The sequence below is a fragment of the Agriterribacter sp. genome (assembly GCF_035497235.1).
In the GTDB taxonomy this organism is placed as follows: domain Bacteria; phylum Bacteroidota; class Bacteroidia; order Chitinophagales; family Chitinophagaceae; genus Agriterribacter.
Window position 1 is genome coordinate 1 of the sequence record NZ_DATJEB010000026.1, and the last position, 15,579, is coordinate 15,579.

Consider the following 15,579-nt stretch of genomic DNA (forward strand, 5'->3'; position numbering starts at 1 on the left):
ACTGTTACCCTGGAGTTTTATTGGGTGCAGGACTTGCTTCACAAAAAACATCAGATAAGGTTATACTCCGGTTAAAGTAAATGAAGAGAAGCCCCCGGCTTCGGGTGACAAATCTGCACCTGTAAAACAGGATTTTTATTAACCACTCAAAAACATATTACCAACAGCCAAATAAAAAGACGGAAAACAGATAACAGCCAAAAAATGAACCAAGTTGGCTGAAAGGCGAAGCCTTGCCCTGTAATTTTACAGACGATATGAATCGCTGGATTAATTTACTCGCAGAATCGCTGGGTTTTGCCCTCTCATCTTTCATCTTTAGCAAAAAACCTTATTTTTAGCCAATCAACAATACTACAACCAGTGAAACAAAACGTTTGGTTTGCCCTTTTCCTGTCGTTCAGCTTTTTGTTATTTCATGATGCAGTTGCACAAAATATCTATATAGCGCCTAAAGGGAGTGATCAGAATAGTGGAACCGCTGAGCAACCATTAGCAACGCTTACCGCGGCCAGGGACCGCATCCGGGTATTGCGAAAACAAAATCCTTCTGCCCGGCAGGCCTGGCAGGTAATCATTCGTAAGGGTGAATATATGATGCCGGAAACTTTAATGTTATCGGTTGAGGATGGTGGTACGGAAACCACTCCTTTAGTTTTTAAAGGAGAGGAAGGTGCGGTTTTTTATGGTGGATTTTACCTGAACAAATTTGAAAAGGTATCAGACAGCTTATGGAAAACCGATGTACCCGAAGTGCGGCGGTATAGCTGGCGCTTTGAGCAATTGTATATAAACGGCGTTCGTGTTACCAGGGCGCAAACACCCAATAAAGGATTCTATTCCCCGGTATCTGTAAAGGAAACAGTTATTGTTAAAGGAGATGACCGTGCGCCGGAGCTGGCGGTTCAGCAAATTAAAATTCCTGCTGAAGCTGCCAGTTGGATGAAAGATATAAGCGAAGATGAGTTGAAAGACGCGGTGATCACTTTTTATCATCATTGGGACAATACAAAAAAATATATTCAGTCGTACAACGCCGCTGATACCGCCGTATATATAAGCGGGGAAGGCATGAAACCCTGGAACCCCATTACTACCGCATCTCTGTTCGCTATTGAAAACATACGATCTGCTTTGGATGCTCCCGGCGAATGGTTCCTGGACCGTTCCGGCACACTGTATTATCGGCCGCAACCCGGCGAAACCATTGAGGGAACAACCGCTATGGCGCCATTGCTGGATAAGTTCGTTACCATTTCGGGCGATGCAAAAACAGGTAAGAAAGTAACTGATATCCGTTTTGAAAATATTGCTTTCCGGGTGGCAGGTTACCATATGCCGCCATCGGGTGTGGAGCCCGCCCAGGCGGCCGCGCCTGTGGCAGCAAGCATTGAAATGGATTTCGCCAGCCGGGTGTCGTTCGTTAATTGCGAAATTTCGGCTACGGGTGGCAGTGGTATATGGTTCAGAAGGGCATGCAACAATGGATTAATAGAAAATTGTTATTTGCACGACCTGGGTGCGGGCGCTGTTAAAATTGGCGAGACCATTCTGCGTGACAATCCTGCTGAAGTAACCCACCATATAAAAGTGGTTAACAATATAGCCCGTTCGGGCGGACATGTATTTCCCTGTGCGGTAGGCATGATCATATTTCATGGAAGCGATAATGAACTGCTGCATAACGAGATATCGGATTTTAAATACTCCGGCGTATCCGTAGGCTGGATTTGGGGATATACGCCCAGCCCTTCCAAACGAAACCGCGTGGAGTATAACCATATTCATCATTTGGGATGGGGCGTTTTAAGCGATATGGGCGGCGTATATACACTGGGCGCTTCGGAGGGAACAACGGTAAGTAATAATGTCATCCACCATATTTATTCGCTCGATTATGGTGGATGGGGATTGTATACAGATGAAGGTTCGGAGGGAATTACTATGGAAAACAACCTGGTATACAACTGCAAAAGCGCCGGGTTTCATCAGCATTATGGAAAAGAAAACGTCATCCGCAATAATATTTTCGCTAATAGTATCAAATCGCAGTTGCAGGCCACCCGTGTGGAAAAGCACCGTTCGTTTTCTTTTACCAATAACATTATTTACTTCAATAGCGGAACATTACTAAGCAGCAACTGGCCGACCGTGAACATGCTAACTGATGAAAATTGCTTTTGGGATACCCGCAGCAGCAATATCCTTTTTGGTAAAAAAACTTTTGCAGCATGGCAGCAGGAAGGCAAAGACAAACACTCGGTTATAGCCGATCCTGGTTTTAAGGATGTGAGAAATTTTGACTTCCGGATTGCAAATAAAAGGATCATCAACAAAATAAAGTTCAAACCGTTTAACTATTCGAAAGCAGGGGTATACGGAGCAGATGAGTGGATACAAAAAGCAAAGTTTGATGCCGCAAGAGCCGAAGCTTTTGACCAAATGGTTGCTGAGCATGAAAAAGAATAATGCAGAAAAAAAATATTTCTATAGTTTCGCTATCCTGTTTTTATCATTTCAACCTTAAACTCATAATACAATCAGAATGGTCAAAAGACGAATGTATCTCCTCTTCCTGGGCGTACTATCCATATGCAGCAGTTATGCGCAGGAACAACCAGGCTTTACCATAATTCCGCTGAACAATCTTGACGCCTTTACAAATGCAGGAGGCAACTGGTCTGTTGCTTCTGATGCCGTAGCGGATATAAATAAAGAAGGCGATCTGAAACCGGTTGCCGGAACTGGCGTACTCGTAAATATTGTTTCTAAAAAGAACAGGGAACACCTGGTAACAAAAGAAAGTTTTGGCGATGTGGAACTGGAACTGGATTTTATGATGGCAAAAGGCGCTAATTCCGGTATCTATCTGCAGGGCAGGTATGAGGTTCAGCTATTTGATAGCTGGACTACCTTGCACCCAACTTTCTCCGATTGCGGTGGCGTGTATGAGCGATGGGATAATGGCAAAAACACCGGCTTTGAAGGTTATGCGCCGCTGGTAAATGTTGCCCGTGCACCGGGTTTGTGGCAGCATTTGAAAATACAATTCCGTGCGCCGCGCTTTAACGATAAAGGTATAAAAACGGAAAGTGCACGCTTTGAAGCCGTGTATTTGAATGGCGTGCCGGTGCAGCAGCAAATAGCGCTAACCGGGCCCACAAGGTCTCCTTTGTTTGAAGATGAGCGTGCTGCCGGTCCTTTAATGATCCAGGGCGATCATGGAAATGTAGCGATCCGCAATATCAAATACCGCGCGTTAAGCGGAGATAACAGCACACCTGAAAAAGTAAGTATGGTGAATCCAATACTTATAGATCCTGCCGCGAAACCTTACCTGTTGCGCAGCTTTTTAAGCTATAACAATAAGATGATCACGCATGCTATTTCCGTAGGTAATCCTAACCAGGTTAACTATTCTTACGATTTAAAACGGGGCGCTTTATTGCAGGTATGGAGAGGAAGATTTGCAGATGCTACAGACCTGTGGTACTCAAGAGGAGAGCCTTACCAGCGTATTGTTCCATTGGGAAGTGTGATTACCTTATCGGACGCGCCATCGTTGGCGATGCTGCCCGATGTGGTAAATACCGCGTGGCCCGATAGCGTGTCTTTCGATGAGGTGCAAACGAAAGGCTATACTTTAGATGCCGCAAGGGCGCCTTCCTATCGTTATAGCATATACGATGTTAATGTTACCGATAAAATTATCACTTCCGGCAGCTCTGGGCTGGTAAGGGAATTAACGGTTGCCAATCCATCTGCTCATTTATATCACCGCGTTGCTGCGGCAAAAAAAATAGCGCAAATAAAAAAAGGGATATACGCTGTTGATGATAAATCGTACTACCTGTTTATTGATGAAAAGCTGAAGCCTTTTATACGGCAGGCAGGCGCTGTACAGGAGCTGCTTTTGCCCGTAGATAAAGCAGGTGCTACAATACATTATTCCCTTACCTGGTAATTTTTATATAATCATGAGTACATTATATTTTATGTCATTTCGTTCATTAGCACGTATACTGTGTGTGGTAACAGGCATGGCGGCGGCTATGAGCCTGTTTGCACAAACCACGGTGGATACTACCATACACGTTCAGAAAGAAGAGGATTTTTATACGATACAAACCGTTCCCATACCCGAAGGCGTTTTGCTGGAAGTGGGTGGCATGACTTTTTTACCCGATGACGCGCTTGCGGTATCTACACGCAGGGGTGAAGTGTGGATCATTACCAATCCCTATATGAAAAATGGCGCCAGGCCGCAGTACCGCTTATTTGCGCAGGGGATGCATGAAGTACTGGGACTGAATTACATCAATGGCGATATATACGCTGTGCAACGGTCGGAGCTTACGCGCTTGCGCGACTTGGATGGCGATGGAGAAGCGGATGAATACGAAACCGTGTACTCGTGGCCGTTAGCAGCCAATTATCATGAGTTTTCCTATGGGCCGGTGTTAGACAGGGATGGTAATATGATACTTACACTGAACCTTGCGTGGGTAGGCGATCATGGCGAAAGCTTATCCAAGTGGCATGGGTGGATGATTAAAATTACGCCCGATGGAAAAATGAAGCCCTTTGCAGCCGGTATGCGCTCGCCGGCGGCTTTTGCGCTCAACGATAAAGGAGATATATTTTATGCCGAAAACCAGGGCGACTGGGTAGGATCGGGTAGTATTACGCATGTTGCCGAAGGCGATTTTGTAGGCAACCCTGCAAGCCTGGTATGGTCGCACCTGCCTGGGTCAACTGTTACACTTAAGAAAGAAGATATTCCTGATACGGGCGAACCCAAGTATGATGTGGCCAAGCGGGTGCCGGGATTAAAACCACCATCGGTATGGTTTCCGCATACTATCCTGGGTATATCCACCGCGGGGTTAATTAACTACGACACTAAAGGAAAGATGGGGCCTTTTGAAGGTCAGTTGTTTGTTGGCGACCAGGGGCAGAGCAAGATCATGCGGGTATACCTCGAAAAAGTAAAAGGCGTTTACCAGGGCGTGGTATTTCCATTTCGCGAAGGTTTTTCATCCGGCATCCTCCGTCTCAACTGGGGATCAGATGGTAGTATGTTTGTGGGTATGACATCCCGTGGCTGGGGTTCTACAGGCAGGGCGAAATATGGTTTGCAGCGAATGGTATGGAATGGTAAAACAGCTTTTGAAATGAAAACAGTGCAGGCTAAGCCCGATGGTTTTGAAATTGAATTTACCCAACCTGTAGATGAACAATCGGCCCGTGACGCGGCTTCTTACTATGTTTCAAGTTTCACGTATAAGTATCACCATAATTATGGCAGCCCGGTTATTAACCAGGGTTCCTGCCCCATTAAAGCGATAACTGTTTCGCCGGATCGCTTAAAAGTACGCCTGGTGGTAGATAGCCTGCGACTGGGTTATATTCATGAAATAAAAGCCGAAGGCGTATTATCTGCTGAACGCAATACCCTGCTGCATAACTTCGGTTATTATACGCTTAATCAGTTACCCGATGGTGAAAAGCTTGCCATCACCGCAGAAAACAGGGTAACAGAAACTGCACCTCAGCATGCACACACAATGAAACCGGAAACGCCAAAAGCTGCGGTAAAAGCATCAAAAACCAATGATCCTAAACATGTAACCCTGCAGCCGGCAGACTGGACAAAAGGGGCCGACCGTACGATTGTAATAGGCACTAAACCCGGATTGAAGTTTGATGTGGAAGCTATTACAGTTAAAGCAGGTTCCCGGATAAAGCTGCTCTTTAATAATAATGACGATATGCTGCATAACCTGGTGGTTACCAAACCGGGTGCTGCAGACAATGTGGGCGAAGCAGCAACAAAGCTGGGTTTGAATGGTGAAAAGTTGGGCTTTGTGCCCTCAATGGCGGATGTATTATTTCATACCCGGTTATTGGGGCCCACTGAAAAAGAAGCCATTTATTTTACCGCACCGGCGCAGCCGGGCGATTACCAGTACGTATGTACTTACCCGGGGCACTACGTGGTGATGCGTGGTGTGCTGAGGGTAACGAAATAGAGAAGAAATGTGGAAATGTGAGAAATTTGAAAATTTGAAAATGGGAGCAGCATTTCCGGATGAAAGAAAATGTACGTGGGAAGCAATGCCAAAACCAGAAACGATAAACTATAAATTCTGATGAAAAATATTGCAAAAATAATTGCTGCGCTTGCAGTATGCCTGTGTGTGCAATATAGCCATGCACAATCCCAAAAGGAAAAAATAAAACTGCTGATTATTGACGGGCAGAATAATCACGGCAACTGGGCTCAAACCACGCAAATGATGAAGGGCTACTTGGAAGAGACAGGCCTTTTTGTTGTTGATATTGCTACTACTCCGCCGGAAGGAGGAAACATGGAGGGTTTTACACCTGCTTTCAGCCATTACAAAGTAGTATTGCTCAATTATAACGGCGATGCCTGGCCGCAGGAAACCAACGTGGCGTTTGAAATTTTTGTAAAAGATGGCGGAGGCGTAGTGTCGGTACATGCGGCGGATAACGCTTTTCCTGAATGGCCGGAATTTAATAAGATGATAGGCCTGGGCGGATGGGGCAACAGGACTGAAAAAGATGGGCCTTATGTATATTATGACCAAACAGGCAAGCTGGTAAAAGACAACAGCCCCGGAGCGGGTGGAAGCCACGGAAAGTTCCATGCGTTTAAAGTGGTTACCCGCAATAAAAAACACCCTATTACTAAGGGCTTGCCGGAAGTATGGATGCATAATAAGGACGAGTTATACGACCGCCTGCGCGGCCCTGCAGAAAATATGGAAGTACTGGCTACCGCTTACAGCGCGAAAGACCAGGGTGGTACCGGCCGCGATGAGCCTATGATGATGGTGATCCATTATGGGAAAGGGAAAATTTTTCATACCACATTGGGGCATGCCAATGAATCGCAGCAATGCGTTGGCTTTATTACTTTTTTGCAAAGAGGCGCGGAGTGGGTGGCAACAGGAAAGGTTACGCAAAAAGTGCCTGGTGACTTTCCGGGAACTGATAAGATAAGTGTGCGCGATTGAGCCTCTGAGCGAAGCGCCAAAAATCAAAAAACAAAATAAAAAGAACGAAAGAAAATTCAATCGGCAAATTTCAAATCTGAAGTAAAATGCCACCTCAATGCTCAAATAAAATAGCTATAGTGTACACTGCTAAAAGTTGAGGAAGCAACAGTGAGATGAAGCTGAAATTACAGTAGTACGAAAGCTTCATCAAGGCTTCTTCCCGAAATTGGGTTGTATATCAATTTCGGGTGGCTTTTTTGGTTACTTTTTTTCCACAAAAAAAGTGACGAAAAAAATTGAATATATCCTGCCTACCCAGGTAACATGCACCAGGAAAATTCAAAACAAACTATAAACTTTAAAAATCTTTATCCTTTTTCAGCGACCGTACCATTTCTCCGTACCCCTGCTGTTTGATCATGGCATTTACGGTTTGTGTAATACGTTTGGCCCTGGTAGCATCCGTTTTGGCGCCTTCAATCCATTTGGAGAAATAGTTCTGGTGCGAACGGGGTAACTGTTTAAAGAATTGCATGGCGGATGGCTCATCTGATAAGCATTCCAGCAGCTCTGGAATAATTTCATAAGCTGTATCAACTGTTAGCTGCACTTTTACCATAGCGCCTTTATTTTTATGGATGCCCTTGCGCATGCCTGCATTCAATGCCATAATAAAGTTTCCACCGCCCATTGGAATAAGGCTCACGCCTTTAATGGCAAAATCATCTAACCTGCCTTTTACGCGAAAGCTGGTTTTTGTGCCGGGCTTAAGCTGCCCTGCAATGTTACCGGGTATCTCAATATAGTTCCACCCGGTTTTTTCTCCTTTTTCTCCAAATTTTAATATGGTGGCGGTAAAAGTGACCATAAATGTGGTTAAAAGATATGCAATTGGGAAGGAAAATAAGAACCAAAATACAAATAACAGATCAAATCCGAAGTCGTAAATCCGAAATCCTAGGGAGATGTGGTCGGTACCCGACATAAGGAGGGTCAGACCGCATCTGAAAAAAACCTGCAACCCATCTCACTTGAAGCAAAGCAATGCGACAATTATATTTGAAATGCACCCATTTATTGTGAGGGATCAAAGTTTTATAAATTTGTTTGAAAGGGGTTTATCCAATCCTAAGACTTGAATTAGATAGTTCCCTTTGGGAAGATCAACAATATCAAACTTATATTCATTTGGTCCATTCAAACTATTTAGGTGAATTTTCTTAAGGGTCTTTCCTTGATAATTTAACAATGATATATAAATAGGTTTTATTTCGCTGGCACTAAATCTGACGCTAATATTTGAGTTGGACGGATTTGGAAATAGCTCTACACCTTTACGCGAAGGTATTGAGATACTAACGGAGTCGCAAATCTCAGCTGAACATATTGAGTCACGTACAATATTTAAACAAATGTTGTAAATGCCAGAAGCTTTATACTCATAGAGTGGGGAAGCAGAGGAGTCGGAAGTTCCGTCACCAAAATTCCAATATTTCATATATATAGAATTAGCTGGTGTTGTTATATCCTCAAATTGAATATAATTATTTGTAAAAAACATTTTGAATTCTGGGCTTATATTACATATATCCGTCTTGGTTACTATAATGGTTGTATCATACCAACTCTCGCAAATGATACTTTCCCGGCTGCGTAATTTTACCTCATAGGTTCCTGCAATTTTATAGAAATACTCAGGATCTTTTGCTGAGGATGAATCTCCATTTCCAAAAAACCACATATGTTTGGTAGATGGAGTTGTTGAAGTAGATTTATTGATAAACTTGATTTTAGCAGGGACAATAGCATCCCGCGTTAATGAAAAGCGTGAATAAATAGTACAGGGAGGAGTTATAGTGACTTGTTTTCTTTTTTCCTTAGTGCAGCCATTCACGTTTTTATAACGTAGAATAACTTCATAACTACCGGGTTTTTTATAGGTATGTATAGGAGCATTCAGCATAGAAGAATCCCCGTCACCAAAAATCCATAAAACAACATTATTAAATTGTTTATTCGTAATAAGCGTTACGTCTGTAAAAAGGATGGAGAGCGAATCTTCTTCTTGAATTTTATATTCGAAATCTGGAGGGAATATAGGGCAGGGGTCAGCAACTATATCGAAATGGGAATAATAAATCTCCCGCGGTTGATTGGAAGGGCATTCATCATTGGGAATTGAAATCTTTACTCTTTGTGAATAAGGAAATGTATAGTTAAATTGCCAACTGCCATTACCTCCACCGAAATAGGTTGTTCCTCCCGGTCCTTCTATTCGCCACCCCGGGGAATAATATGGGATGGTATCACCAGAAAGATTAAGTTCATAAGCATAAAATGAGACCGCCTGAGGAAAATTGGGATTGGGAACATCTTTAATATAAACCTCCCTTCTTCTCTTTATTCTAATATTTTTTTGCATTGTATCGGCACAATTTGTTTTTGAATCATAAACAATATGTTTAATTGACTTGTTTAGGGAATCAATACCTATTTCAAGGGAAGATCTGCCGCAGCTACCTCCTTGCCAACTTGGTATATACAAACCCCATTCTTCTTTTGGTACCGCAAATGATTTATCAAAATAATTTTTATTACCTGTGTTTATAGTATCCCAATCATTTATTATCCAGATATTTTTTCTGGTTGCGCTTGGTGTATGTGGCTTTATTTCGGCGTGCATACCTCCGCCATAATAAACGTCATACTTAAATTCCGCATTACAACCCTTTTCAATCTCAATAAATACGGGTTTACAAACTTTGTCAATACATCCTGTTTTTTCGTTCTTAACTGTCATGCAAACTTTATAATATTGAGAAGAGTCAAAAATATGAGTCAGATTATACTCTGTACTTCCATCCCCCCATTCCCATCCCGTGACGTGCATTGCATAGGCGTCAAATTCTTTGGTTTTGTCATAATGTGACGTGAATGTTAGTTTATTTGTATAAAAGCTGTCTGCGACATAGGTAAAATCAGCAGAAATACAATTTTGAGTTCTGTACACTATGATTTTATATGAAACCGAATCACGGCATTTGTCAATCGTATTAAATACTTTATGAGTAATAGTATATTCTCCGGCGGTTTTATATTGATGAAGAGGATTGGTATCTGAATTATTGGTTTCTCCATCGCCAAATTCCCAATAATGGTTTACGCCGGGTGTATTGTAACCAGCAATAAATCTGACAGAGGAAGTATCTATCTGTGCCTGAAAAGCAGCATAGCATCTTTGGGTATTAATTCTTGTGTCAATCAATACTTTTTCTGAAGTGTCTGATGTTGAACCTTTCATGACAATCAACATAACTGTATCAATGGATTGGCGGTCCGCGAGATAACTTGCATCGTAGGTTGTGTCAAGTAGTTTAGAATTCTTAAACCATCTGTACTGATTCCCCGGCTTGGAATAATTGCGTAAGATGACTTTATTATTACCAATTAATTCTGACAAGTCGGCTTTGAAATGAGCAATGGGCATTGATATGCCGCCGCCATTGGTACTCAATTCGAGAAACCCGTGTGCACCACCTGCCCATATTATTGATTGATTGAGAATAAACAATTTGTTATGTCCCAACCCATTGTACGAAAATGCATTATTCCTGGGTAAAGGTTCCCATCTTTTACCCCGGTCGTCTGTTCTGTAAATATTGTAAAAATTTCCTATAAAATAGCCAACACTGTCATTAATGAACTTTATTGGCTTATTCGCATGCTCAAACTCATTGCTTTGGTTATTCCATGAATTTCCTCCATCTGCTGTATAATAAATTTTACCATCCATATTCGCCCACCCTTTTTGATCACTGATAAAACTGGCAGAGCGGAGGTTGTCTCCTGGGATATCTAACTGATTCCAGGAGTTGCCTCCGGTTTCTGTTTTTAATAACTTATTTTCAGAAATTGCATAACCGGTAGAATTGGTTATAAAATCAATATCATACAATCTGCCATCTGGGTCGTTGAAAATGATAGACCATGTTTTCCCCCTGTTGATTGACTTCAAAATTCTGTTTCTTTCTACTGCATAGCCTATCTCTGCATTTTCTGGAAAACACATTGATTCAATTCCATTATTATCAATGCTTAGCTTTAATGTTGAATGATATATCAGTTTAAAGCTATTACCCTGATTAGATGAAACAAGAATAGCAGGTACAAACCCATAATCGCCGTAAATAATAAGCGTATCCTTATTAAAAGCATGAATGCCACTCGGGTTAAAGCCAAATGTGAGATTCACATAATATCCATTGAAGTCAACATTGCTTGCAGTGATATATTTTTTTATAAATGTGTGACCACTATCTTGTGTATATCCCATCCAATTTTTAGATATGACATAACCCTCTTTAGCAGAAATGAAGTGTATGCCTTGGATTTGGTTAGTCGGATCAGGGTCGGAATATATATTTCTAAATTGACCGCAAACACAAAGAGGAGCTGTAAATAATAATAATAAAAGGGATAACCGAAAATCTCTCATACAATTATCGAAGGATTGATAGCTGAAAAATAAATGTTTATTAAGCGCTAACAAAATATTTATGGATAGTGCACTCTTTTTTATTCGTTTTGCAATTTAGCCAACCTTGCCATTCTTTTACCCGATATTGCATCCCGCTGGCAATTGTTCACATATTGTGGATAGTTGCAATATGGGCTGAGTTCTTGTGTATAATTCGTTAATAATAATGGGGTTTGATAAAATGGCCTGCACTAATTTTCGTTTTGATTCAGCTATTTTTGCCCATTCCATAAAAAATATTGAACTGTGCGTTTAAAGAGTTTAGAAATCAAGGGTTTTAAGAGTTTTGCCGACAAAACTACCATCAATTTCGACCAGGGTATTACGGGTATTATTGGACCAAATGGCTGTGGTAAGAGTAATATCATAGATTCTATTCGCTGGGTAATAGGCGAGCATAAAATCAGCAACCTGCGTAGTGAAAACCTCGAAAGTCTTGTTTTTAACGGATCACGTACCCGCAGCGCCAGCGGACTTGCTGAAGTAAGCCTTACTTTCGAAAATACACGCAACCTGCTGCCTACGGAATTTGGTACAGTTACCGTTACCCGCAAGTTTTATAAAAGCGGGGAAAGTGAATACCGCCTCAATGATGTAAACTGCCGCCTGAAAGATATTCATAACCTCTTTTTAGATACGGGCATTAGTACCGACAGCTATGCTATTATTGAGCTGGGCATGGTGGATGATATCATAAAAGATAAGGAGAACAGCCGCCGCCGCATGCTGGAACAGGCCGCGGGCATTACTATTTACAAAACCCGTAAACGGGAGGCCAAGTTAAAATTGGATGCCACTGAGCAGGACCTGGCGCGTATTGAAGACCTTCTTTTTGAGATCAACAACCAGTTGAAAAGTTTGGAAAGCCAGGCCAAAAAGGCGGAGAAGTATTATGAGATCAAAAAAGAATATAAGGAACTGAGCGTTGAGCTGGCAAAAGCCGCGCTTGAGGGATTTAATATTACATACAAACACTTAAATGAGCAGCAGCAGCAGGAAATAGATAAACGTTTTGAACTGGAAGCTGGTATTGCACAGGACGATGCAGCTATTGAACAGGAGAAACTGGGTTTTATAGAACAGGAAAAACAGTTGCAGGAAATGCAGCATGCTTTTAACAACCTGCTGGGAACAGTGCGTAGTAAGGAAAACGAGCAGCGGCTGGGCGAGCAGCGCCTGCAATACCTGAAAGAAAGGGAAACCAGTTTGCGCAATTTTTTGCAAAAATCGGAAGGACAGTTAAAAGGATTAGAAGAAAGTATTGCTTTTACGGCCGGGCAAATAGCGGATGAGGAAATTAAACTGGAAGAATATACCGAAAAAGTAGAAAGCCTAAAGGATGGGGTGGAAGAGAAGCGCCGTGTTTTTGATGAAAAGCGCGCTGCTATTGATATCGTTCGCCGCGATAACCAGGCCTTGCAAAGGCGGCAGTTTGATGCCGAGAAACAGGTAGCCGTTGCCGATACTTCTATCCAGAATATTCAGCGTACTATTCTGCAGGGCGAAAATGAGCAGGCGCAGCGTAAACAGCAGATAGCGCAATTAGAAACAGAAAGGGAAGAGAAAGAAATTGAATTAGACAACAAACGCACCGGCCTGCAGCAACTGCAGGAACAGCACGAGCATACCAAGGAGCAAATACTGCAAACGCAGGCAAAAGTAGAAATCCTGCGCAATCAACTGGCGGAAGAAAGCCGTAAGCTTGATGCCCGTAAAAATGAGCATGCATTGCTGAAAAGCCTCATTGATTCTATGGAGGGCTACCCGGAAAGCGTAAAATTTTTGCACAATAACCAGGGATGGAACCATACCGCTCCTATTTTATCGGATATTATTTACGTTAAAGAAGCATACCGTGCAGCGGTAGAAAATGTACTGGAACCTTATCTTAATTACTATGTAGTGAACAACCTGGAAGAAGGGTTGCAGGCGGTTCAGCTTTTGGATACCAACAAAAAGGGCAAAGCCAATTTCTTTTTGTTAGACAGGGTAAATGAGTTTAATGATGTGCAACATCAGCAGCCGGGTGGAACCATTGCGGCAATGGAGGTAATTGAAGTGGAAGCGCAGTACAGGAAACTGGCCGGGTACCTGTTAAGCAATGTGTATATTGCCGAAAATGATGAAGCGCTGCATAACAGCAATGGCGCCGTGGTATTGGAAAAACATGGTAAATACGTAAAAGGTAAATATGCACTCACCGGCGGCAGTGTGGGGTTATTTGAAGGGAAAAAAATAGGCCGTGCAAAAAATCTTGAAAAGCTGTATGAGGAAATTATTGTGCAGGAAACAGTGGTTAACGAGTTAAAATCGGCTATACAGGCGCGTCATAATGAAGTGATCGGGTATAACCAGCAATTGAAAGAGCAGGCGATACGGCAAACGCAGGATGCCATTAACCAGTTAACCAACCAGGCTTTTGCTTTGCAGAATAAGATGGAGAACCTGCAGCAGATGGAAGAAAACGGCAGCAGGCGGCTGGAAGACCTTAAAGGACAATTGCAGCATAACCACGATAGTATAGCCGAAGTGCGGGAAGAGCTGGAGAAATTAAATACGCAATTGCAGGAGCTGCAGGATAAGCTTCGGGGCGCCGAGCAGGATTATACGCTTGCCGAACAGGAGTATAGCTTTGCCAATGCGGCCTATAATGATAGCAACCTGCAATATGCCAAATTGCAGAGCAAAGTAAACGCTTTAAAACAGGAGCATCAGTTTAAGAGCGGGCAGTTGATTGATTTGAGAGCCCAGATTGATAACAGTAACGCCCAGTTGCTGGAAGCTTCCGGCAGCATTGCTCAAACAGAGGAAACCATAAAAACTGTTGCGGCGCTGTTATTAGACATGCTGCGTAGCAAGGATGAAGAAGAAAAGAAACTGAATGAAGCAGACCAGGCCTATTATAACCGGCGCAATGCTTTAACTGAAAAAGAAAGCGCCCTGCGCCAGCGGCAAAAAGCAAAAGAGCAATTAGATCATTTGCTGAATGAAATAAAAGACAAACTAAGCGAGTTGAAATTGCAGTTAGCCGGCATGAAAGAAAGGCTAAGCGTGGAGTTCAGGGTAGACCTGGATACGATATTAGATGAGCCCCGTGCAACGGAAACGCCATTGGAGGATTTACAGGCTTCCTGCGAAAGGATGAAAAAACGGCTTGAAAATATGGGAGAAGTAAATCCCACAGCTATTGAAGCTTTCCAGGAAATGCGAAAAAGATACGAGTTTATTCTGGAACAAAAGAATGACCTGGTAACAGCAAAGGATAGCCTTTTACAAACCATACAGGAAGTGGAAGCCACTGCCAACCAGAAGTTTTTAGAAACCTTCAATATGGTAAGAGAAAATTTTCAGAAAGTATTCAAAGCCTTATTTACGGAAGAAGATACGGCAGATATTTTGCTGGAAAATCCGGAAAATCTTGCTGAAACGGGTATTGATATTGTTGCCAAGCCAAAAGGTAAACGGCCTTCTTCTATTACCCAGTTAAGCGGCGGAGAAAAAACATTAACGGCAACCGCATTATTGTTTGCTATTTACCTGATTAAGCCCGCACCTTTTTGTATATTGGATGAGGTGGATGCGCCGCTTGATGATGCCAATGTAAACAAGTTCACGAATATGATCCGCCAGTTCAGCGAAAATTCGCAGTTCATTATTGTTACCCATAATAAAATGACCATGTCTACCGTGGATATTATATATGGCGTAACCATGCAGGAGCCGGGGGTTAGCAAACTGGTACCCGTTGATTTCAGGGGATTGAATTGAGGAAGAAGGTGCCAGGTTTGAGGTGTCAGGTACGAGGTAACATCGTTTTCCGGCCCTGAAATTCATTTTCACATTTACCACATTCCTTACTTTTTTTCGCCTGCTGTTCGAAGTAATTATGTAAGAAAAGCATAGTGCAGTTGTTGCGGTCATGCAGCACCAAAAATGCTGCGCCGCCAATCCTGCCTGCGAAAGGCAGGTTAGTTTTATAGTGCGATAACAATAAGTTTCGCAATTTGTAACAACTAA

8 protein-coding genes are annotated in these 15,579 nt (G+C 42.5%); 5 read left to right on the forward strand and 3 right to left on the reverse strand.

Annotation, left to right across the window (positions count from 1 at the left end):
* Positions 1–363 precede the first annotated feature (363 nt).
* From VL121_RS07285 to VL121_RS07300, 4 genes are all read left to right on the forward strand, one after another.
* Positions 364–2,469 carry a right-handed parallel beta-helix repeat-containing protein gene (locus VL121_RS07285; protein WP_325403697.1) on the forward strand — a complete coding sequence of 702 codons (2,106 nt, stop codon included), beginning with the start codon at positions 364–366 and terminating at the stop codon, positions 2,467–2,469.
* A gap of 76 nt (positions 2,470–2,545) precedes the next feature.
* Entirely contained in the window at positions 2,546–3,964 is a 1,419-nt protein-coding gene (locus tag VL121_RS07290; RefSeq protein WP_325403699.1) for a 3-keto-disaccharide hydrolase, read from the forward strand.
* A 13-nt stretch (positions 3,965–3,977) separates the two neighbouring features.
* Positions 3,978–6,032 (forward strand): plastocyanin/azurin family copper-binding protein, encoded by a 2,055-nt coding sequence (locus VL121_RS07295; protein ID WP_325403701.1) that lies wholly within the window; start codon positions 3,978–3,980, stop codon positions 6,030–6,032.
* A 120-nt stretch (positions 6,033–6,152) separates the two neighbouring features.
* Positions 6,153–7,043, forward strand: coding sequence for a ThuA domain-containing protein (locus VL121_RS07300; protein WP_325403703.1), 891 nt, complete (start codon positions 6,153–6,155; stop codon positions 7,041–7,043).
* Between the two features lie 340 nt (positions 7,044–7,383).
* On the opposite strand, the gene VL121_RS07305 is transcribed toward VL121_RS07300, so the two are convergent.
* Both VL121_RS07305 and VL121_RS07310 read right to left on the reverse strand, forming a co-directional pair.
* On the reverse strand, positions 7,384–7,893 hold the full coding sequence (locus VL121_RS07305) for a YdeI/OmpD-associated family protein (RefSeq protein ID WP_325403705.1): 510 nt from the start codon (positions 7,891–7,893) through the stop codon (positions 7,384–7,386).
* Between the two features lie 219 nt (positions 7,894–8,112).
* A complete protein-coding gene (locus VL121_RS07310) occupies positions 8,113–11,520 on the reverse strand; it encodes a PKD domain-containing protein (protein WP_325403707.1) in 3,408 nt (1,135 codons plus the stop codon).
* 288 nt (positions 11,521–11,808) lie between these two features.
* On the opposite strand from VL121_RS07310, the gene smc reads away from it, so the two are divergent.
* The gene (gene smc, locus VL121_RS07315) at positions 11,809–15,330 is read left to right on the forward strand and encodes a chromosome segregation protein SMC (RefSeq protein ID WP_325403709.1); all 3,522 of its coding nucleotides are present in this window, start codon (positions 11,809–11,811) and stop codon (positions 15,328–15,330) included.
* A 25-nt stretch (positions 15,331–15,355) separates the two neighbouring features.
* Here smc and VL121_RS07320 read toward each other — a convergent pair.
* On the reverse strand, positions 15,356–15,579 hold a 224-nt coding region (locus tag VL121_RS07320; protein WP_325403711.1), incomplete at its 5' end, for a hypothetical protein.

Coding starts and splice junctions, on each gene's coding strand:
- VL121_RS07290 (WP_325403699.1), top strand. CDS start 2,546: ATGGTCAAAAGACGAATGTATCTCCTCTTCCTGGGCGTACTATCCATA.
- VL121_RS07295 (WP_325403701.1), top strand. CDS start 3,978: ATGAGTACATTATATTTTATGTCATTTCGTTCATTAGCACGTATACTG.
- VL121_RS07300 (WP_325403703.1), top strand. CDS start 6,153: ATGAAAAATATTGCAAAAATAATTGCTGCGCTTGCAGTATGCCTGTGT.
- VL121_RS07305 (WP_325403705.1), bottom strand. CDS start 7,893: ATGGTCACTTTTACCGCCACCATATTAAAATTTGGAGAAAAAGGAGAA.
- VL121_RS07310 (WP_325403707.1), bottom strand. CDS start 11,520: ATGAGAGATTTTCGGTTATCCCTTTTATTATTATTATTTACAGCTCCT.